Annotated in this window: 21 protein-coding genes and 1 pseudogene; 13 read left to right on the top strand and 9 right to left on the bottom strand. The window is 54.3% G+C overall.

What is annotated here, in order from left to right; all coding sequences use genetic code 11:
* Positions 1-722 precede the first annotated feature (722 nt).
* From ACESTR_RS14535 to ACESTR_RS14560, 6 genes and pseudogenes are all read left to right on the top strand, one after another.
* Entirely contained in the window at positions 723-1,019 is a 297-nt protein-coding gene (locus ACESTR_RS14535; RefSeq protein WP_015546432.1) for a hypothetical protein, read from the top strand.
* 196 nt (positions 1,020-1,215) lie between these two features.
* Positions 1,216-1,545: a hypothetical protein gene (locus ACESTR_RS14540; RefSeq protein ID WP_044054715.1), complete on the top strand. Its 330-nt coding sequence runs from the start codon at positions 1,216-1,218 to the stop codon at positions 1,543-1,545.
* A gap of 2 nt (positions 1,546-1,547) precedes the next feature.
* Positions 1,548-1,805 carry a hypothetical protein gene (locus ACESTR_RS14545; protein ID WP_015546430.1) on the top strand — a complete coding sequence of 86 codons (258 nt, stop codon included), beginning with the start codon at positions 1,548-1,550 and terminating at the stop codon, positions 1,803-1,805.
* An 809-nt stretch (positions 1,806-2,614) separates the two neighbouring features.
* On the top strand, positions 2,615-2,995 hold the full coding sequence (locus tag ACESTR_RS14550; protein WP_015546429.1) for a single-stranded DNA-binding protein: 381 nt from the start codon (positions 2,615-2,617) through the stop codon (positions 2,993-2,995).
* Positions 2,996-3,359: 364 nt separating this feature from the next.
* A pseudogene (locus ACESTR_RS14555) lies at positions 3,360-3,884 on the top strand (hypothetical protein).
* 435 nt (positions 3,885-4,319) lie between these two features.
* Positions 4,320-4,571 carry an LPD11 domain-containing protein gene (locus ACESTR_RS14560; protein WP_044054714.1) on the top strand — a complete coding sequence of 84 codons (252 nt, stop codon included), beginning with the start codon at positions 4,320-4,322 and terminating at the stop codon, positions 4,569-4,571.
* Between the two features lie 126 nt (positions 4,572-4,697).
* Here the strand turns inward: ACESTR_RS14560 and ACESTR_RS14565 are convergent, their stop codons facing one another.
* Positions 4,698-4,988, bottom strand: coding sequence for an HU family DNA-binding protein (locus ACESTR_RS14565; protein WP_015546426.1), 291 nt, complete (start codon positions 4,986-4,988; stop codon positions 4,698-4,700).
* 289 nt (positions 4,989-5,277) lie between these two features.
* A complete protein-coding gene (locus ACESTR_RS14570; protein ID WP_015546425.1) occupies positions 5,278-5,907 on the bottom strand; it encodes a recombinase family protein in 630 nt (209 codons plus the stop codon).
* Positions 5,908-6,143: 236 nt separating this feature from the next.
* Here ACESTR_RS14570 and ACESTR_RS14575 point away from each other — a divergent pair, with 236 nt between their 5' ends.
* The 7 genes from ACESTR_RS14575 (at position 6,144) to ACESTR_RS14605 (ending at position 12,665) form a co-directional block, all read left to right on the top strand.
* On the top strand, positions 6,144-7,193 hold the full coding sequence (locus ACESTR_RS14575) for a hypothetical protein (protein ID WP_130063932.1): 1,050 nt from the start codon (positions 6,144-6,146) through the stop codon (positions 7,191-7,193).
* A 12-nt stretch (positions 7,194-7,205) separates the two neighbouring features.
* Positions 7,206-7,658, top strand: a complete 453-nt coding sequence (locus tag ACESTR_RS14580; RefSeq protein WP_083810180.1) for a hypothetical protein — start codon at positions 7,206-7,208, stop codon at positions 7,656-7,658.
* A gap of 11 nt (positions 7,659-7,669) precedes the next feature.
* A complete protein-coding gene (locus ACESTR_RS14585) occupies positions 7,670-8,065 on the top strand; it encodes a hypothetical protein (RefSeq protein ID WP_083810179.1) in 396 nt (131 codons plus the stop codon).
* Positions 8,065-8,631 (top strand): hypothetical protein, encoded by a 567-nt coding sequence (locus ACESTR_RS14590; protein ID WP_015546422.1) that lies wholly within the window; start codon positions 8,065-8,067, stop codon positions 8,629-8,631. The genes ACESTR_RS14585 and ACESTR_RS14590 overlap by 1 nt, the downstream gene beginning before the upstream one ends.
* Before the next feature lie 11 nt (positions 8,632-8,642).
* Positions 8,643-9,467, top strand: coding sequence for a hypothetical protein (locus ACESTR_RS14595; RefSeq protein WP_015546421.1), 825 nt, complete (start codon positions 8,643-8,645; stop codon positions 9,465-9,467).
* A 217-nt stretch (positions 9,468-9,684) separates the two neighbouring features.
* Complete coding sequence (mobV, locus tag ACESTR_RS14600; protein ID WP_373179387.1) at positions 9,685-11,139, top strand: MobV family relaxase; 1,455 nt, start codon at positions 9,685-9,687, stop codon at positions 11,137-11,139.
* Positions 11,140-11,192: 53 nt separating this feature from the next.
* Positions 11,193-12,665 carry an OmpA family protein gene (locus ACESTR_RS14605; protein WP_015546419.1) on the top strand — a complete coding sequence of 491 codons (1,473 nt, stop codon included), beginning with the start codon at positions 11,193-11,195 and terminating at the stop codon, positions 12,663-12,665.
* 425 nt (positions 12,666-13,090) lie between these two features.
* Here the strand turns inward: ACESTR_RS14605 and ACESTR_RS14610 are convergent, their stop codons facing one another.
* From ACESTR_RS14610 to ACESTR_RS14640, 7 genes are all read right to left on the bottom strand, one after another.
* Entirely contained in the window at positions 13,091-13,417 is a 327-nt protein-coding gene (locus ACESTR_RS14610) for a cupin domain-containing protein (protein WP_004328558.1), read from the bottom strand.
* 9 nt (positions 13,418-13,426) lie between these two features.
* Complete coding sequence (locus tag ACESTR_RS14615; RefSeq protein WP_004328559.1) at positions 13,427-14,137, bottom strand: aromatic aminobenezylarsenical efflux permease ArsG family transporter; 711 nt, start codon at positions 14,135-14,137, stop codon at positions 13,427-13,429.
* Positions 14,138-14,146: 9 nt separating this feature from the next.
* Entirely contained in the window at positions 14,147-14,569 is a 423-nt protein-coding gene (locus ACESTR_RS14620; RefSeq protein ID WP_004328560.1) for a nitrophenyl compound nitroreductase subunit ArsF family protein, read from the bottom strand.
* 21 nt (positions 14,570-14,590) lie between these two features.
* On the bottom strand, positions 14,591-14,830 hold the full coding sequence (locus tag ACESTR_RS14625; protein ID WP_081443362.1) for an MTH895/ArsE family thioredoxin-like protein: 240 nt from the start codon (positions 14,828-14,830) through the stop codon (positions 14,591-14,593).
* A gap of 44 nt (positions 14,831-14,874) precedes the next feature.
* A complete protein-coding gene (locus ACESTR_RS14630) occupies positions 14,875-16,434 on the bottom strand; it encodes a DUF6850 family outer membrane beta-barrel protein (protein ID WP_015546418.1) in 1,560 nt (519 codons plus the stop codon).
* A gap of 177 nt (positions 16,435-16,611) precedes the next feature.
* Positions 16,612-19,356: a TonB-dependent receptor gene (locus ACESTR_RS14635; protein WP_004328563.1), complete on the bottom strand. Its 2,745-nt coding sequence runs from the start codon at positions 19,354-19,356 to the stop codon at positions 16,612-16,614.
* A 131-nt stretch (positions 19,357-19,487) separates the two neighbouring features.
* A complete protein-coding gene (locus tag ACESTR_RS14640) occupies positions 19,488-20,744 on the bottom strand; it encodes a DUF4876 domain-containing protein (protein WP_004328564.1) in 1,257 nt (418 codons plus the stop codon).
* Between the last annotated feature and the right edge of the window lie 453 nt (positions 20,745-21,197).

Genomic DNA, 21,197 nt, shown 5'->3' on the forward strand with positions numbered 1-21,197 from the left:
CTACAGAGGAGTTCCTGAAGGTACTCAAAGAGCCGGATGCCTGAATCCGTATATTGAGTTTAAATGTTCCGGTGCAAAAAATGTTATGTTGTGGTATATTATTGATGTTTAGTTTATTACAACGCTTAAAAATATGCTGGGGGACGAACTGGGGACGGAATTTTGCTGGCCAAAAGAAAAAAAGAGCAAATATAGAATCGCTTTTTATTCCATATCGGAGGTTCCGTTTCCCAAAGATATGAAAAATTTATGTAATCCACGCAAAAGGTCGATTATAGGAGTTTAGTCTGGTTTGTTGTATATCTATTCAAGTTCTAAACTAAACCTTTTTCACAACGTCGAAATGACGGACATCGGCAACAAGAACGCTTATCTCTTTTTCTTTTGGCCAGCAACCTGCCTTTTGTACGTCGTTCCTGTTTAACGAACTCCCCGCTTTAGATCCTACCGTTGTATCTTTCTACATTTCCATCTTGCACATCAACTTTCGGTCTGTCTGATGAGAATTGTGTCGCAAAGGTATCTGTCATGTCTTTTTTTCTGCAAGGTCGGAGCCTGACGGTTCACGATAAAATCTCCACGCTCCGCTTCGCAGAGGTAGTATTTGATCGTGAAACCCTGCAAAAACAGCCATAACACCTTTTGAGGCGACATAATTTTCAATCAAGCCCGAAAGTAGCTGATGCTACATAAGGGAAAAAAGAAACTCAAAATTTAAGATTATGGCAGACTACGCAACGAATCTCTTCTTCGCAAGTACGGAGAACGAACGAGACCTCGACAAAGTAGAGGCTTTTTTGGACGACAATTTTGCCGATTGCTTCATCGAGCGTTCGGAAGACATGCTCGATGCACAATTCTCATCCCTTTGGGTTTACCCGGAAAAAGAAATAGACAAGCTGGTGGAATCGCTGGATGCCAAAGACGAGATTTACATCCGCATTCTGACATACGCACTCAAAGACGAGTACGTGAGTTTCCGGACATTCTCGCAGGGCACATGGAATATTAAGTTTTAATCTCAATGCACAGGCTATGTACGAATACGAAGAAAAGAGCGATATTATCGGCTCGCCTTGTTCGCTGATGAATCCTTACAAAGGTTATACGGAAGGTACAATCGTAGGCGATTATGGTAACACCGTAGTCGTCCGCCTGACCAGCGGGAAAGAGATTGTCGAGTTCCGTGATGAAGTGATTATCTATATTGAAGCAATGACACAGATAGCGATGAAATTCGTCCAATGGGACGTGCCCGAATTGGATGGCCTGAAAGACAGCAAGGTCTACAGGTTGCGAGAGCGCCTCAATAACGGCGACAAATTGACCCGTGAAGAGAAGAACTGGCTTACCCGAAACGTGTGGGAGTGTTGTCGTTTCAGGCGGGGGATTGCCTTGGGCGGCTACCTTTTCGATTTTTCGGACGTGCTGAAACGGTATTTTGTCAAGCAGTACGGGCACATAACGGAGTATTACGCCATCGACAAGACAGCCTTGCGTTCGATGCTGTACGGAAGAATTGAAGTTATTGTTGAAGTGCCGTAATTATGGAAGTAACGATAGAACACAGTTTTTGCCCTTATTGCGACGAAGCGATAGAGCTTTATTTTCGGATTGTGAACACGATTCTCTTCTCCACGCATGAAGACGATCTTCGGGCGGGCATGGAACACCTGAAGAACCAAACGCTGCTCGACGAGTATTTCGTCTACGGTTACGGGGCGCACCACCTCTGGGTCTGCCAGCGGCGGGCGAGCGATAAAAGCAAAATCTTCGAACACCGGATTCTGATTGCCCGGTTCTGATTGCCAGAAAAGCGGACTGAAATGGGTCCCGTTTCAGCCCGCTTTTCTTTGTCCGAGCGGCAAACGCTGGCACGATCCACTTTTTTATCCCGAATCGCTACACGCTTCAGGCATAACGCCTGCGACACGCAGCCGCTTCTGTCGGAACCGCCGTTTGTAATTCCTTCCGGCTGCGCCGTTCCCTTTTTTAGAACCCGTCCATTTGCTCGGGAGCGCCTTTCCCGTTTTGCCGGAGGGGTAGGCTCCCGCCGTTTTTCCTTTGCCTCCTTTTTTCCCTCCTTTCCCTCGCTATTCTGCCCAGATGGACCTGATGCGGCCGACACCGATGCTTCACGCACGCCTTTTACCCGGCCTTCGTTCGACGGCCCTTCCGCGGACGCAGTGCCAAGGTCAGTCCGGTGGCATACCATCTTTTGCCGCTTCCATGCCACCCGCGGTCGCTTCGCTTACCCCGCCTCGATGTTCTTCCCGGGTTCACGCCGGAACGTGCTGCACTCTTGCCGATGGGCGGTCGGGTCTTTTCAGATCCGCGAATGCCGCTGCTCCCTGTTTTCCCCGCCTTTTCCGCGACCGTTTTCTGTCGAAGTCGCCCCATCGTTTTTCGCTGCAAAGTTAGGGTGCCGACGGGCACGACCTGTCAGATCTTGACCAATGGCGTAGCGGCACAAATCTTCCTTTATCGAGCCTGCGGTTTGGGCCTGCGCCCCAAAATAAAGCGTATTTATGCGCTATCCTTGGTGCATCCCTCTGCTGCACCTACTTTTTAAGCACCGTAAAACTGATTTATTAACTTCTAAAAAACAATCGCAATGAAAAAGATCGAGAACAGTTTCGCAGTAACCGGATTCGTGGCAAAAGACGCTGAAATCCGCCAGTTCACCAACGCAAGCGTAGCCCGTTTCCCGCTGTCGGTAGCCCGTCAGGAGAAGAACGGCGAGGATACCAAGCGCGTGTCGGCGTTCGTCAACATGGAAGCGTGGCGTAAGAACGAGAATGCCGACTCGTTCGACGTGCTGACCAAAGGCACGCTGCTTACCGTGGAAGGCTACTTCAAGCCCGAAGAGTGGGCCGACAAGGACGGCGTGCTGCACAACCGCATCGTGATGGTCGCCGTCAGGTTCTACCCGGCCGTCGAAAAGGAGGAAGAACCTGCGGAGCCGGCAAAGACAACGAAAAAGGGCAAGAAGTAAATCCTGCCTTATCCCGACAAAGCGGCCTTCGGGCCGCTTTTATTTTGCTCATTGCGGTGTCGGTATTGCTATCACTCATTTCTGCCCTTTCTCCGACGTCATTGATTTCCCTGTGCGAAGTTAAGCCGGGCGGGAACCAGCAAGGCGCGTTCCATTTGCGGTTGACGGCCATCGACTCGCAGGCTCGCTCAGGCATGTTCAACCCAAATGCAATCGTCTGTGACTTTCCGCTTCCTCCTTGCCTTGTTCCCTTCTTTCCGGCTTGGAGTTTTGCACGTGAAATTAAATCCCCGTCGGACGAGGTGGAAACCTCCGAAGAGAGGGATGAAAAAGCAAGCCAAACGAACATTAAAATTCAGGAAGTATGAAAAAACAGATGATTTGGTCGAGCATGGACATGCTGGACGACGAGGCAAGAGAGTAGTACCAGGAATTGCAACGGGAGGTGCAGGAAGACGACACGTACACGGTCAGCGACGCCGAGTGGGCGGACGTGGTGTCCGGCTCCCTGACCGATGAACGCTTGAATCTGGATAAAAAAATCGAAGGCGTTATCATCGCGTTCGCCTCGGTGGGCACATGGAGAGGACCGCGGCAAGGGTACCAAATTCTGGGCAGCAACATTGCCGACATCCTGTACTCCCAATGCGACGACGCGGAGTGGTACGGAGACAGCTACAATATCCGGGGGCGCATGATACATCATGACGGCATGAATTACGCTTTGTACCGCATCGCCAAAGATAGAAGCGAGGCGGAACGCATCGCCGACAAGATCTATAGCGGAGAAATCGACGAAGTCGGTTTTCGCAAGAGAACACGTTCCCTCTATCCGTATGTCGCCGATATTTACGGCTGGAAGATCAGGCGCCGCAAGTTGCACGCTTGAAAGTGGCACACGTGACCTTGAAATACCGCAACCGTCCGAAGGATGTGTTGCGGTATTTTGCACTCAAATCGGGGCCATCCTCTTATACCAAACAGTCTGTCTTACGCTGTCCCGACGGCCCGGCTACCCATTCATTGCGCATACGCCTTTCCCTTTTCTATCCGCTTCGCCTTGTACCCGGTTCGCAAGCCGCTTGTTTATTCTGCGAAATTGATTGCCGGCTGCCGGCCCTGTCAAGGACCGCTTTTGGCTGGCTGGCGGAAAATCTTCCTCCCCGGACTAAACGGCGAGTGTATTTTCCGCATCCTCCTTGCCTGGCCCGGCCGTCAATCCCGCAGGCAGAAAAACAATCGGCCTTCGGTACAGGACTACCGGAGGGGAAAAAGAGAAATTTAAATCTTTATAGACATGAACGGAATGAACAAGACAGAAGGAATGACGGTAGAGGAGGTAATGCGCCGGGACAAGAGATTCAGATACATGTTGCTGGCGCGGCTGCAATCGGACTGCGAGTATTACCTCGGTTTCGGTAACAGGAGTACCGGCCGCTTGTGGGCCGGCGATGAAGCGCGGCAAATCGAGTGGATGACCCGACTTTACGACGGTTTTCCTGAAGACGAAAAACCCCGGTGGCTGACCCGTGAGGAGATTGCGGAGTATGCCAACCGGATGCTTGTGGACCGATGAACCCGAAGAGCGAGGCGGCGTAAGGGCTGTCTACCAAAAAACGCAACCGCCGTTGACAGGCGGTTGCGTTTTTCATTGTCCGACGGGGCCGAATGATACCATGCTACCCCTGACAGGACCAGCGTTTTATCCTTTTTTATTCCCCTCTTTTACTGCCTCCAGAAATACTTTGGATGGCTTGAAGGCGGGGATGGAATGGGCTGGAATAACCATCGTCGTGTTCTTCGTGATGTTGCGAGCCACTTTTTCGGCCCTCTCTTTGACGATGAAACTGCCGAACCCCCGCAAGAACACATCTTCTCCGGCGATCATCGTCTCCTTTATGTTTCTCATAAATGCTTCCACAACGGCCTCCGCTGCCGTTTTTTCTACCCCGGTCTGATGTGTGATCAGGGCAACTAACTCGGCTTTTGTCATTTCAGTTCTTGTTTTATGTGAGTTTTATGCGATAACGATATTGTCTTTTCCATGAGATGCGGCATGCGATTCCGCAGTCTAACGGTCGCGCTGATAGTCGCTTTTGCCGAATCCTCCGAGCAGAACCCTCACGATGCCGCAGAATAGATAGAATCCTGCCAATACGATAATAATATCTAACATAGCTTCCGAATTAAAGATTATACCCCATATAAAGATATGCAAAATCGGCGAAAAAGCAATACAGGGTGGCGTTCCCTTCTGTTTTCCCCCGTGTGCCGCCGGTCGGTTATTTTGTCTCGTCCTGTTGCTTTTTGACACGCGGGCCGCTGGTTCTGCCGCGGTTGAGATATACGCCGTATTTGTTGAGTACGCGCCATATTGAGCTTTTGCTGTTAAAGCCGCTCACCTCCCAGATGTCGTCGATCGAATAGCCGTTGTTGTACATATCCACGATGGTTTTTTCCCGTTCCGCCCTCGACATGGCCTTCTTCGTTACCGGTGGCTTGATGGTTTGTTGCAGTTGCATGATATGGCTGGACGACTTGCGTAACACGGCTACCTCTTCGGGCAGGGCCCCGAACATCTCCAGTACCTGGGCTGCCGTTGTATCGGGAAACAGTTCGCCCAGGGTGTCGATTTTGTCGTGGATGGATACCAGGCGCACCACCTTGATCCGGCACAGCTCGACGAGTGCGGCCAGCCCGCGCAAGTCGCGCACGGCGTTGCTGAATTTGGCCACTACCAGTTCGTCGCCTCTGCCGAGGCTTGCCATGAGTTGTTTCCACTGCGGCCGGAGCGCCTCGTGGGCGCACTCTTCCTCGACCACCTGTACACACCCGTATTGTCGCATCCATTCTTTGTCCGCATCGAGCGCGTCATAGGAATTAGCCTTGAATATGTAACCCACCTTTGCCATATCTCTATACACTGTTTAGGATAACGGACACAAAGATAAGATTTTAATTCGATAAAATCATATTCAGAGTTGAAATCCTCTGAAATCATACTCTAAAATTACTCTTTATTGCACTTGTTTTCATTGATAATCATATTGTTGAATATGATATTTGTTTTTATGTAAAATATGATTCCTATTTGCTATCTTATTGAAAATAATATATAGATTTGCGGCTAATGATATGAATTTGGGATATGAAAAATAGAAAATCATATTCAAGATGTCCGGCGCTTTTAGCCGTATTGACCGTCTGTTCGACCGTCTTGTTCCTGTTCTCTTCGTGCGGGAGCGGAAACGGCAAACCGTCGTCCGTGGGCTCGGACGATCCTGCCGACACCTACCGCGGGTACCTGTCCGAAATACGGCGCTTGGACCACCTGACGGCCAAAGAACTGGCGGGACACCTTAAACGGTGGCAGACCGTAAAGGATTCCGTTTTTGCACGCCTGCGACGGGACACGCTCGGCCTGCCTGGTTCCGATGCCTGTAAGGTGTGCGAGGGGATACACGATTCGCTCCGCATCGAGTTCTCCCGTCTGGCCTTGTCGGGGCCACGCACTTACGGGGAGCTGCTCATGCTCAAGGAGCGGCTCTCGCCCTACGCCGCGGACGAGGAGCTGCGCCGCGCGGCCGAAACGGTTCGCCCGTTTTTCGCCTCTCTGGACGGCCATCCGGCCTGTCGTGACGACAGGCGACAGGTGCTTTCGACCTACCGGGCGCTGCTCGCCGAAAGCATCCGCGACGGCATCCACAGCCGCGATGACCTGACCGCCTACATCGCAAGAGAAGATGCCGTCTTTCGGGGCTTCCTCACGCATCTGCACGAGCTCGGAAGCTCGGACGTGGCCGACATCGCATGCGATACCGAACGCTGCTGCTCGCAGGTCTTCCTCGCCGCCGGGCGCGGCGAGATCGCCTGGCGGGATGCCATGCTCTTTCTGGCGATGCGCACGGGCCGCCGGCTGATACAGAACGCCCATACCTGCATCGACGACATCCGGAACCGGCGGGTCAAAACGCCGCAGCAGGCGTGTGCCTACATCTGGATGCTCCTCCAGCCCTATGCTTCCATGGACGGCCTTTGCCTCGCGCTGCTCTCTCCGCAAGAGCGCGAGCGCCTCGACGAGATCGCCGCGCAGACCTCGGCCGCGTTCGAGGCGTTGGGCTCAATTCTGCAATCGACGGGCGACCGACAAGACGAATTGCCCGGAATGCTCATGGAGGCATTTATTCACACGCTGTAAACCTCATTCGCAATGAATATGCTACGACACTTTTATAACGACTTCATGGCGCTCGTTCCGCTGCAACTGCCGCAGTTGATCGACGTGACGACGATGGAAAAGCCGCAGTTCTACGGCGATTACGTGCTGCTTACCTTCCCGCTCCGGGACTCTTACGACCTGGAGGAGGTCATGGATATGTTCGAGGATGACATGGAGCTCATCACGCTCTACCACCATATCCCCATGCGTGTCGGCGAGTTCGGCTATAGTACGTGCGCCTATTCCAATCCCGCCTTCGGACAGATGTTCAAGATGAACGCCCGGACGGAAGAGGACGGCAAGGTGCATGTCGTCGTCGCCACCGTTTACGATTCGCTGGAGCTGATGTACGGCGATCTGTGCCTCGACCTCGAACTCCATGCCCGCAGCGGCACGTTCAAGTACAAGAAGATCAAGGAGGAAGTACTGATGGATTTCCTGTAAACGACCGAGCCATGCGAAACACGTTGTACCGACAGATGGTCTACTGGATCAACATGTACCGAACATGGATAAAGGTTGCCGACGATAACCTCTACAAGGAGCATATCATTTCAAGAAGCGACCGTACCGATTACGTCGTTTCCCGCACGCTGGTGCTCCGGGCGTTCAAAGCGAACGGTCAGTACGCCGAGGGTACGACCTGGGAGATCCCCGAACACGAACTGGACAGGGCGCTGGCCACCCACCGCAAGCAGGACGCTTCGTTCCGGCAGCGCATCAAGAAGGCGGCCATGTACCTTTCCCCCGCGGATGCCGAGGCCATTATCCGCTTGGCGACCTACGGTATTGTCCGCCTGGAACTCGTGATACCGCCCGTTCCCGTGCGTGAAAAACCCTACTACCTATGATGTGGATTGCCGTACACCTCGCCTTTGCCGCACTGCCTTTTGTGCTTACAGCGGCATTGTATAGCAGGAAGCGCCGCTTTCCGGCAGGAGAGGGCGACGCCCGGGCACGCGACGCCAAGGCCCGTAAATTCTACGCGCAGCTCTTGCTCGTCCTGCTGCTCCTGTACCACTATGCCTATACGAACGGACACCCCAGCGGCTTCGGCGTCCTGCTCTCTACCGGAGCGTGTGCCGCATTGTTCTCCTCCCGGCGGACGGACCGGTGGCTGCGCGGTTTGTCCGGCCGGCCGCGGGCCTTTGCCGAGCTCGCGCTCGCGGCCGTGGCTATCGGCTTCGTGCCCGGTCTGTACCCCGTGGCCGTTACTGCCGCCTACTGCCTTTTGGCAGCTCTGTTCTATCCCTCCGCTCGGGCCATGTCCGAATGCGACGGCAAGGAGGTGGAGCCCGGACGGGCGGAGCCTCCCGCAACATCTGCCGTGCCCCATCGCTACGATCATCGCGCAGGGTTGCCGCATGATGCGGACGGCGGCAGCTCCGACATATCCGCACACGATTATCATCAATAATATCGACGAATATGGAAAACAAGAAAAGAATGCCGGCCACGGTGCTGGCACAAATGGAGGTTTTCGACTACCTCAAGGAAAAAGTCGGCGAACGAAAGACGAGAACGGAAGCCTACTGCGACCTGTTGGACAAGGCGATGGCAGGATTCGTCTCTTCGTATTTGAGGCGCCAGGATTATGAACTCCGGCCCTGCCAGTGCCATGTTACCGTTTCCGACCTGGCTGTGGAGTGGCGCTGGCACCGCGCTACCGTCCGTTCCTTTCTGGACACGCTGGAGTCGTTTGGTCTGCTGACGCGCATCCGTCTTCCCAAGAGCGTGGTCATTACCATGGCCGTGCAGTCCGGACAGCCTGCTCCGGCGGACGATGTACAGTCCGTATCCGGCCTTGCCGCGCAACTGCGGGAGGTACTGTCCGATTGGGTGGTCGGCTATGCGGACTCCTCCGCGACCGGCTCGGCGTGCGGACAGCTCGTCCGTAGCGCGATGACCGCATCCGGCGTCCGCGTCGATCCGGATAAGGCGTCGAAAGACGACGATCCGCTGGCGGTCGGAATCCATGCGACGGCTATGGGGTGTATCGCCCTGGCTGCCATGCAGCGCGTGCTGCGCCGGTCGAGGTTCGACGATCGTCTGGAGTTCATGGATTTCTTCCGTCTCGATCTCGGCGGGGAGTGGTCGTCGCTCATCGAGACCTCCAAGGTGCTTGCGGGGCTCATTCTCGATGCCGAAGCGGACGGGACGACCACAGAGCCGGACGCAACGCAAGAGGGCCTCAAATCGTTCCGCAAGTCCTTTCTGGCGCTTGCGGCACACGTACTGGAGGAGGCGGATTGACCCGAAGGCCGGAAACGGAGTTTGTATAACCCCGACAATCCGCCCCTGTTCCGGCCAGGCATTCTGCCGGTTGTAGCGGGCACGCGGGCTTGCCCGCCTGCCACCAAACGAAGGGTGGGGTAGCTCAATACCCCTACCGGCTGACGCCGGCGGGAGCGGTGTCCGGACAAGCAGCAAGCTGGGACACGGCGGATTGTCCGAATCAACGCGAAAAAGTATGGCAAAAGCAAAACAGGTACTCGATGTCCGGGTATCGAAAGGCATCACGACATCGCAGAGCAACGAACATCAGCGCCGTTGGACGGAGAAGGGATGGGAACAGGCGCTCGAAAAGGGCAATTACGACCCCAGCCGGGAACATCTGAACTTCGAGATCGTGTCCGGCAAGGTCCGTCCCGTCGACAAAAGCCGCAGTATTCCTGAACGGATGGCTGAAATATTGGACCGGCGCGGGATCAAGGACCCCAACGAGGGGCTGGACGAACCGAAATACCGCACGGTGGTCAATATCATCTTCGGCGGTTCCCGGGACCGCATGCGCGAACTGGCGTTCGGTTCGCAGAAGGTAAATTTCGATAAGGGGGCGGACAATTCCGACGTCGAGCGGAAGCGCGACATCGAACGCTGGGCGAAGGATGTCTATGCGTTTGTCAGCGGCAGATACGGCGAGCAGAACATCGCCGCCTTCATTGTACACCTCGATGAAATAAACCCGCATGTACACTGTACGCTGCTGCCGATCAAAGACGGCCGCTTTGCATACAAGGAGATATTCGCCGGAAAGGACAAGTACGAGTTCAGCCAGCGGATGAAACAGCTTCATACAGATTTTTTCACCGAAGTCAATACGAAGTGGGGGATGTCGCGGGGACGGAGCGTTTCCGAAACGGGCGCCCGGCATCTCACGACCGAGGAGTACCGCCGTATGCTTTCGGAGGAGTGTACGACCTTTGAGGAGAATATCGATCGCCATCGAAAGGTGTTTTTCTCCATCCAGTCGGACATCCGGCTGGCAGAGCGCCGGGTCAAGGGACTTACCACGATGGTCGATAACCTCGAAAAGTCGAAGGCTGAAAAGCAGGCGCAGCTATCGGCAGCCGAACGCGATCTGGCAGCCAACAGCGACGATGCGGCGGAGCTGGAGATGCTGATCGAGTCGTTGCAAAAGGAGCTGCAAGGTATCGACAGACAACTGGCCGACAAGCAGGGTAAACTACAGGCAGCCGACCGGCAACTCGCCGACCTCAAAGAGAACATGGATGCCGTCCAGCAACGCACGGAGGAGCTCCGGGCGGAAGCCTACCGGTACTCGCGAGATGTCCACTCCAAAGTGGACACGCTGCTCAAAGACGCCCTGCTGGAAGGTCTGGTCGGCGAATACCGGAACCTGTCGGCACGGCTGGACGCTCCGCAGCGGCAACTGTTCGACGACACGCTCGTACAGGCAATCGCGGAACAGGGCGCGGAGGTCATGCACTGCGCGACGATGCTCTTCCTCGGGATGGTCGACGATGCCACTACATTTGCCGAAACGCACGGCGGCGGAAGTGGCGGAAGCGACCTTAAGTGGGGGCGCGACGAAGACGAGGACAACCGCGCATGGGCACTCCGCTGCATGAGGATGGCCAGCCGCATGATGCGCCCGGCCATCGGCAAAAAGCCCAAGCGATAAACGGCATCATCTCCCGCAACGAATGAAAGTATAACAGGTAAAACGATTGGATAATGACAAAACGCATCATCTTTATCTTCGCGGCGCTCTGCTCGTTGCAGGCCCGCGCGAGTGTCCGGCCCGCACAGGCTGACACTGTACGGTACACATCCTTCACCGATGCCGCAGAGCTGCTCCAGCCGGTGCAGCCCACCCATCTCGACGGCGTGATTCTTCCGATGCGCGGAAGCGGCAACTGGTTTGTCGGTATCGCCGGAGGCTCGACCGCCTTTCTCGGTACGCTGCTCGGCTGCGAGGACCTGTTCGGACGCATCGAAACATCGTACAGCCTCGCCGTCGGCAAGTGGTTCACGCCCTCGGTCGGCGCACGGATCAATTACAGCGGATCGCGCTTCAAGGACGCCCGGTTGTCCACACAGAGGTACCACTATGTCCATGCGGATCTGCTGTGGAATGTTCTCGGCCGCGGGTATGCCCGGCAGGAGCAGGTGCGCTGGGGGCTCGTTCCCTTTGCGGGCATCGGCCTGCTGCATCATGCTACGAACGGGCACAACCCGTTTGCGGTCTCCTACGGCGTACAGGGGCAGTACCGCATCTCCCGAAGGGTAAGCGCCGTCGCGGAACTCTCCGGCACGACCACCTTTCAGGACTTCGACGGCTACGGCCGCGCCAACCGTTTGGGCGACCACATGCTGTCGCTGACCGCCGGATTCACGTTCCATATCGGCAAGACCGGCTGGAAGCGGGCCGTGGACGCTGCACCCTATATCCGCCGCAGCGAACGGCTTGCGGAGTATGTGGATTTCCTGTCGGAGGAGAACCGACGCTATGCGGGCCGGCACGACTGCGACCGGCGGACGCTGGCCGAGCTGAAGAAGATACTGGAGATCGAGGGCCTGCTCGACGCTTACGGGCATATCCTGCAAGAGGACGGCGAGGTCGGCAAAGATTACCCTGTGAACAATTACAGCGGGCTGAACTCGCTGCGTGCGCGGCTGAAGAACCGGCAGTGGGACGGAACGTCGCCCCTCGATACGACGGAGGTTCGGCCCGGCGGCGGGTCGGTTTCCGTGCGTGTGGAGGCCGGTAGTGCGAATTCCCGGTACGGGTGTAATGCCCGCCGCGACTCCCTTACTGCGGATTCCGTCGCTTTCCGGCCGGCCGGCGGCGAATGTATCGGCGCTCCCGTCTATTTCTTTTTCAGCCTCAATACGGCCCGTTTGACAGACCCCTCCCAGTTGGTCAATCTCGACGAACTGGTACGAGTTGCAACGAAATACGGTCTGACGGTGAAGGTTACGGGAGCGGCCGACAGTGCGACCGGAACAGTCGGTATCAACGACGCCCTGAGTGTTTCGAGAGCAGACTATATAGCCTCGGAGCTGAACAAGCGGGGATTACCGTCCGACAGGATCACCAAGACCGGTGAAGGCGGCATTTCCGATTACGTTCCTACGGAAGCCAACCGGCACTCGAAGGTAGAACTGTTCTTCGACAAATTGGAAAAAACGGAGATTCATCCGTAAGCGGATAAAAAAGAGAGTATCGATGTCGATACTCTCTTTTTTAGTAGATGTTGTATTCCGGATTCTTTAAGCAGGATATCAGTTGCCCGGTTTGAGATTTTTGTCGTAATCCCAGAAGAATTTTGCCTGTATAGGGGTGTTGTGGACCACTTTCAACTTGCCGCTATTCAGGCTGTGGATTACTTTTCTATCTTCTTCCGTCAACTTGAAATCAAATTGTATAAGAATAAAGCAATGAATTTTAACCTATTTCAGAGCAGGGATTCAAGGCGTTTCTTCTCGAGAGTCTCGGTCCTTCCGGAATTGAAATATATTTTCATCTGTCGATTGCGGGACGGAGTAGTCCCGGCTGTTATTTTGCTGTCTGAATAAATACGCCCTTTTCCTGTTCTGCAGGGACAGAAAAAGGGCGCAGGAATAAAGGTTTATCCCTTGATCATAATAAGCAGCATCTTGAATGCCTTCACGGCATGTACCGAATGGGGTACGTTTGCCGGCATGATGAGCATCTGACCCTCCGTAAGACGATAAACGTCCTCTGCGATGTGAATTTCCGCCTCCCCGTCCAGTATCTGACATACGGCATCGAAAGGCGCGGTATGCTCGCTCAGTTGCTGTCCCTCGTCGAACGAGAAAAGCGTGAGGTTACCCGCCCGGTTATGGATGAACTCTTGACTTACGATACTGCCTTCGGCATACTCGATTTTTTCTTTGGGCGAAAACGGCCCTTTCATCAATTCCAATTTTTTCATCTCGATACATTAAATGTAATAAATCACAAAATAATAAATCCCTGCCAAAATGAACGCGACCGCAACGATCAGGTTCAACCATTTCTGGAACTGGTTTACCCGGTTGTAGAATCGCCCCAGGCTCGACATGCCGAAGGCTACGATCCAGGCGATGAGCACCACCAGAATTCCCGAGGCCACGGCGAATACAACCGGATAGAGGTAGCCTCCCGGCTCCAGCGCCGCCATCGGCAACAGCATACCGAAATAAAATACGCCGCTGATGGGACAAAAGGCCAGCGCGAACAGCAGCCCCAGCACGAACGCTCCGAAACTGCCCCGCAGACGCTTGCTGCTCTCCGAAGCTCGGAAACCGAACTTGCCGAAAGGGAACTTACTGCCCAGCAGCAGGAATACCCCATAGACGATCAGCGTCGGAGCGAGAATGTACCCGCCATAGTCGCTGACGAGGCTCTGAACAAAAAACGTGCTGGCCCCTTTCTTCAAAACGGGAATACAGATCAGTCCCAGCACCGTATAGGATACGATGCGCCCCAGAGTATAGAACAGTCCGTTTGCGAACACACGCCTGCCGCCGCTCATATCCCGGCCGATGTATCCGAGGACCATGACGTTGGTCGTGAAAGTACAGGGACTCACCGATGTCAGTATACCCAGCAGGAACGCCGTGAGAACCGGCAGATTGCAATTATCGAGTAAAGAATTTACGAATTGCTCCATCGCACGGGCTTATTCTTTCAACAGCTTCCCGATATCTTCGGCCAACTGCTTGCGGAACTTTTCGGTATTCGTCCGTGCATTTTCGATGGCGAACTTGGAAATGTTACGGACCGTTTCCTTATCACCGGCATCGTGACGGATCAGCAACAGCGAAGTCCAGGCTATCTCATATTTCTTGGCTTCGTCCTTGCCTTCGGGTTTCGAAAAATCCACGACCCGGTAAGAGACGTTCTTCCCGTCGGCGGCAAGTTCCTCCGCCACCTCCTGCGAATTTTTCTTGATAGCCTGACAGGTCTGGCACTGTTTCACTCCATGGAACACGACGACCTCTACGGCCGGTTTGTCGTGCTTCGCCTCGTTTTGAGCCCGGACAACTCCGTTGCCGAACATGAGGGCTGCCAGAAGAGGCAGCATGATTTTTACGGTTTTCATTTTTCGTCTTCTTTTAATTGGTTATCGATACTTTTTCAATATTTCCTTGATTTCGTCCACCGACAGGTCGCGGCCGAAGGATACGGCCTTTTCGTCGATGATGAGCGCCGGCATCTGCAGCACCTCGTACTGCAATGCCTTCGTGATGTCGTGAATGAACTCCACCTCCAGATCCAACCCCAGTTCGTCGACTGCGATCCGGGCGTTGTCGTACATCTGGCTGCATGAAGAGCATCCTCCTCCCAATACTTTTATTTCCATTTCTTCCGTGTTTATGTGTATGAATTGAATTTGATTGTTTTCTGTTAAAAAACGGTGAACAGCGACACCCGGAACCAGACCGAGTCGTGCCGGTCCGGCGTCCGGCTGATCGTATGCTGCGACGTCGATGGTACGGCCTGCTCGTAGCGGGAAAGATCGTAGACGGCCTCCGGAATACGGTTGCCCCGTCCGCAAAGCATCTGCCCCCGCAGACCGAACGTTCCGAACCGGAAATGCCTTGCCACGGTCAGTTCCGCCGTATACAGCTCCGCCGTATTGGCATAGTAGGCATAAGTCGTGAACGCATGCTGGAATTCCGTGTTTTTTTCCAGGTCGACTCCGACCTCATAGCGGCTCTCGGGAACTGTCCGGTGGCTCCAGCAACCGCGCAACTCCACATCGAACTTCTCCCCGGAATACCGGGCTCCGATTCCGAGGGAGGGGGTCAGCAACACGTTGCGGATCAGGTAATCGTGGTCCTTGTAGGTCTCCTCGCGCATCATATAGCCGACGCCTCCGAGCAGCGACACGGTATAGTGCCGTCCCAGAAAACGGGAAACCTTGAGTTCCGCACTTCCGTCCAGACGCTTCATCCCATAGCGGTTCTGTTCTCCGATCTTGCGGAAATCGTACACGTCCACACCGTCCTGAGACGACGAAATATAACGTTCGAAGATATTTTCCGTTCCCTTTTTATCCTCATAAGCGGCCTTCACCAAAAATTCCGCTCCCCACCGACGGTCATTCCACAATATGCCCAGATCGGCATCGAAAGTATTGGCCGGAGCCCGGTAGAGATTCACCTTATAATTGTTCTCTTCCGTCTTCATCGTTTCACGGCCGTATCCCAGCAACAGATTCAGGCGCAACGCCCGCGAAGGGTCGGAATTGAACGTCAGATTCACGCCGTAAGCGTTGATATGCTGCCGTTGTTCCATGGAATTGAAAATCGGGCTGAAAATGTAGTCGAACATACCGAACCCGTATTCGATGAAGAAACCGGCGAACTGTCCGGTCCGGAAGTGTTTGACATCCGCATGCTGGCGATGGTGCATGAATTCCGCGTTCAGGGCTATGACATGGCGGCGGAATGCATAGGCGGCACCGGCCTTGAACGTAAGCCACGTGGAGATATCCTCTATACGGGGATCGTTCTGGCGGAATGCGAAATCGCCCGTATATTCCCCCGACATGCCCAGATCGAACCGCCCGAGCCGGAACGAGTACCCGCACATCAGATCGTACTTTTCATAACGGAAGTCGCCGCCCGTCGAATCGGCAACAATGTAAGGCCAGTACAGTCCGGGATTGCGCAGTGCGCTCCAACCGACGTTGTCGTTTCCTCCTGCCGTAAATCCGATCCGGGCGAAGAACGTCGCCCGGTCGCCCTGCTTGTATCCGTCCGCCCGGACAGAAAAATCGCGGAACTCCTGCCCCTCGTAAGGCAGATAATCCCCTTCCTGTCGTCCGGAAGCCCCGTCCGCAGCGATGAAGATCGTACCGGGCTTCTCTCTGACGAACCCGGGATTTTCGGCCGAAAAGTAGCGCCGCTCGCCGACCATGCGGTGTATCAGGGCCGGATTTCTCAGATAAGCGTCCCGCATGTCCGTCCCGGGCCGCAACGAACGGTTCTCGAACTCGGTCTGCAACGGGGAATTCGACGCCGTCGAGGTCAGCCTCTCCTGCCCCCTGACGGAAGGAACGCTACACAGGCTGCATAGGAGCGCAGCGACGATTCCCGGTGTGAAATATGTGTGTCTTAAAGGCATCCTCAGTGTATATTAAAAACTGAATGTCATCTCGGCCCCGAAGAACGATTTCTGCCATACGCGCACGTTCTGGTTGTAGCGGTTCTTATACAGGGGATTGATGTCCAGAATATTGTTCACGAAAAACGAGGCGCGTATCATCCGGCTGAACTCTTTGGTCACCTTGAAATTAACCGTCAGCGATACGGGCAGCGTTTCGCTGAAATCCTCCTTATAGATATGATAGTGCCGCCACACCGTATGTCCGTCCTTAATCGACTGCAGTATCCGGTCGTCCACGGTATGCATCCGACCGTCCGTATCGAAATAGGCGGAAGGGTATTCATCTCCGTTGATACGCATCTCTTCATTCAGCCAGATGAACTGGAAGAAGGTAGTGAAAATCATTTTATAGCGCGGAATATTCGTGTTGAACCAAAGGTTCGTATTGAAAATCCGCTGGCGGGTGATATCCTGACGCCGGTAAATTCCCACGTACGGTTGCGGACGGTCGTCGTCCCTGAAGGCAGGATGGTACTGCAACGGAGCGCCCGAAGAGTAACGCGTATCATAATATGCGCCGTTGATCTCCACCGTCGTGGACAGAGGGATGATTTTCGGGAAGCGCAGCAGGTACTCCAGACCTTTTTTCTCGACCTTCATGCTGTTGCGTACGATGTCCATATCCACGAACGTGGCATACGGGTCCGCCACATAATCCTCCTTTTCCGGCCGGCGGCCGACGATCGGCTGTCCGTCGATCGGATCGACATAGCGTGTGTAACGTACGGGAGAATACTCGGCGACGCTTTCGAATCCCCGGTCGGAGTGCTCCTTGAAAAAAGTCAGGGACAGGGAGTAGCCTTCGTATTCCACATCCCATCCCGCTTCGTATTTCGTATTCCGGTTCGGACGCAGGCTATTGTTCGTGACATCGTAGATTTTCGTATAGGTGATCAGATGGTTGAACGGATCGTCCTGCTTGGTATAAGCGTTCAACACGATCATATCTTTGTAGACCCTGTCCGGGTAGATGTAATCGAGCGTAGGCAGCTTGTTCTCCTGTCCGAACCCGAAGCGGAACATATTGCGTAACGATTTGCCGCCGGCAAGATCGATATTGAACGACAACGCCGCATTGATACGGGGTTCGACCTGCAACTTTCTCAATTCGGTATATTTCGTGTCTAAATTGAACATCTGCGTAAACCGGACCCCGGCGTTCAGCTCGAAATCGAACCAGCGGTTCGAATGCTTCAGTTGTTCTTCCGCATAGGCTGCGCCGACCGACAGTGCGGGAATGCTTCGGTTGGGCACCGGACGCACGTATTCGTTGTTCCCCGGATAGGGCGGCCGGGTCATGTCGACCATAACGCCCTCCCCATAGTTCTTGGTCCGCTTCCATGAAAGACCGTATATCACCTTGTGGCGGAAAGAACGCGTCTCGAAAAGAGATTCGGCATTCAGTTGCGTAAGCAGCGACAACGGCTTGTTCTCGATCTGGAAGGGACTGTAATAGGTAGAAGGAAGGTATATGCCCTCCGATTCGCCCTCCTCTGTCGCCAGCGGGGACGGAAGCGGCGTCCCGGTCTGCACGAGGCGATTGCGGTCTATCAGGTCGTAGGTATAGTCCGCCGAAGCGATGAACTCGACATTATCGACGATCTTCCCCAGATCGTACATTTGCGCCTTGAATGAAGCGCCGGTCCTCGAATACTTGTTTCGGAACGACTCGTTGTAATCCTGCGTCAGCTCGTCCTCCTTAGCCTGGTTCAGCGTATAGACCTCGGACAGTTTGAAAAAGAGGAATAGCGTCTTGTCCCCCACATCGACGGAATTGTTATAGGTGACCTGGCCCGTCAGGCGGCTGTATTTGCTCATAGGGTCGCGGCGGTCGTCGTAAACCGAAGTATAGTCGATTCCGGTATGCAGATAACCCATCTTCGGCGAAATGCGGAACCCCTTGCCCAGATAGATCAGCTTGGTAAGCGGATCGACCTTCATGCGAAGCTGTGCGGGAGTAATGCCTATCTTCGAGGTCGTCTGAATGACGCCCGACGAGAGGTTTCCCAGTTTGGCCGAGGAAATGCCCTTGACGATCTCTATTTTGCGGATATGGTCGGTCGAAAGCGTTTTCAGATCGATGCCCCTGTTCATGCCGAGCCGGTCGCTGTATTCGTCGGTAGACAACCCCGGGATAGAAGCCCGAAAGCCGTCGTTATCCTGAGGGATGCCGTCCATGACGACTGCCATACCCAGCGACGTATTGTCGTCGCTGCCCGACTGACGCAGCGATATGCGGTTGAAACCGGTGGCACTCGACTCCCGGAACAATCCGCCCGGGATCAACGACAGCACGTCGGCTACCGACGTGGGCTGGATATGCTCCAACGCCTGTTGGTTGATGACGGCCGTAGAGCCTTGGTTTTTCTTATAATCCGCCATGACGACCACCTCCGCGAGCTCGTACGATTGTTCTTCGAGTACGATCACCAAGGGTTCCGGGCTACCGGCCTTCACCTTGACCTCCTTGTCGACATGGTTCAGGTACGAAACATTCAACGTATATTCCGTTCCCTTCGTTCCCGTAAACCGAAACTTTCCCTCGAGGTCCGTCGAGACTCCCGTTCCGAGTTCGGCGATGAACATCGTGGCGAAACTCAGCGGCTTGCCGTCCGAGTCCCGGACGACACCCTCCACAGTGGCTTTATCCGTCTGCGCGAAGAGTGCGGAGCATAGACCCGATATAAAAAAGGCTATGAATATCAGTTTCTTCATTTATCCCCTCGTCATTCCATTCCGGTCTCCGTATACGGACCTGCCCCGTTATCTGGGACCGGAATTACAGAATTGTCAGAGCACCCCCGGGAGTTTCCCGGACGAGCCCTGACAAATCCATTCTCCGGTGATTATTCGTTTCTCCAGCCTTCCGGGTAACCCTTGAAGTCGCTGCGGTGTTCGATCTTCACATCCACGCTCGAATCGTTGGTATCCTGGAACTTCCCGTCGGTACCTTTCACGCGGTACATGAACGTGTTGTGGTGACAGCCTTCGATCGTAGCCTGGACATAGCTTTTGTCGACGGTCACAGGCAGCGACTTGGAAGTGTAATTACCCCAGTAAGGAGTGGTTGCAGAGGTCGTTTCGATGGCATCCACGATCAGGTTCGTAGGAACCTTGTAACCCTGATATTCCTGAATGGCGGCATCCTTTTTCGGACGGTCGTTGTAGGTAAACCCGTTCTGGCTCTTGAACGAACTCCACTCGATACCGCTGGCGTCGAACAGGAACAGCGGACGGATACCATAAGGATGCATCCATGCCGTGACGCCGCCCGGCATGCTGTTGGCGACTTTCGTCAGGTTGGGAACTTTCGGATTGTCCACGGCCGAACCGGACATGGCTGCGTCGTTATCGGCGAGTTCGAAATCGGCACCCGAAAGGTCGACCGGAATGCCGGTGTCTTTCTCCGGATTGGGCGTGTAGCTTTCCGTGTGGTTCTGCGCCTGCGAAGCGATGACGTAAACTTCGCCCGGTGCGAGTGTATAATTCTGTCCGGCCGGTATCTGGTAAATATTGGCAGCCACCACGTAATCCGGCAGAAGCGAGGTCAGGTCCGAGCATGGCAGCGTATTCATATTCGAAGCCTGTGCGAGTGCCAGTCCGCTGACGTTGATCTCACGGTCCGAATTGTTCGCAATGACGATATACTGGTCGGGGTGCATCATCGTGCCGCCGTAGGTGCCGCCGTTATAGAACAGCTCGGAAAGAACGATGCCGTCCATATTGCCCGTATAGTGTACCGAGAGGTTCTCCACGTCGACGCTTACCGTGGTACTCTGGCCGTATTGCGCCATACCCGTCGTACCGAAATATTCCTTGCCGTTCTCCTTGCCGCGGATCTCGATTCCGTAACTGCCGATATCGAGGTTGAATGTCGCGGAACCGGAGGCATCCAGAGATTCCGTCATGGTCTTCCCGTCACGCTCCGAGGATACGGTTACGGTGAACTGAGAATAGTCCGAAACCTTGTCCTCCGTAGTCGGAGCAACAGCCTGAACTTTCAGGTCGATCTTCCCTGACGGTCCGTCATCATCCTTGCTGCAAGAGGCGAAGGCCAGCAGGGTTGCGGCCACCGTCATTAGTTTGATTGTAAAATGTTTCATATTTTAACGATTATATTTGAAAAGGTTAAACGGTCGGAAAATAAGATTAGGTGTTTTTTTATTCGACTGCAAATTTACAGCAATCTCCCCCCCCCTCGCAATCCCCACATTTTGGTATTTTGGATTGAGATTATAATCCATAAATGGTATCCGAAGACAGTGCTGTCAGAGGAATGTGCGGGAAAGAGATATGCGAAATATTATTCGAAGTGTCCGATCTGTATTTTCTCTATTCTCCCGAAGGGCCGGATAGGGTAAAGGAAGTCGTTTCGATATATAATATCGGAAGGAAGAACGGTAAAACGGAATGCCATCGTCTAACCGGGGAGAGTGCTCATTTTATCCCTATACTGCAAATCCGGCAGAATCATGAACTGTCAGTTGCGCCATATCCCGTATTCGGGGCGTAAAAGCAAACATTTCCTGCGGATCTCTGAAATTACGTTCCGGCGG

Origin of the sequence: Alistipes sp. DJF_B185 (genome assembly GCF_964250025.1) — a bacterium.
Lineage (GTDB): Bacteria > Bacteroidota > Bacteroidia > Bacteroidales > Rikenellaceae > Alistipes > Alistipes finegoldii.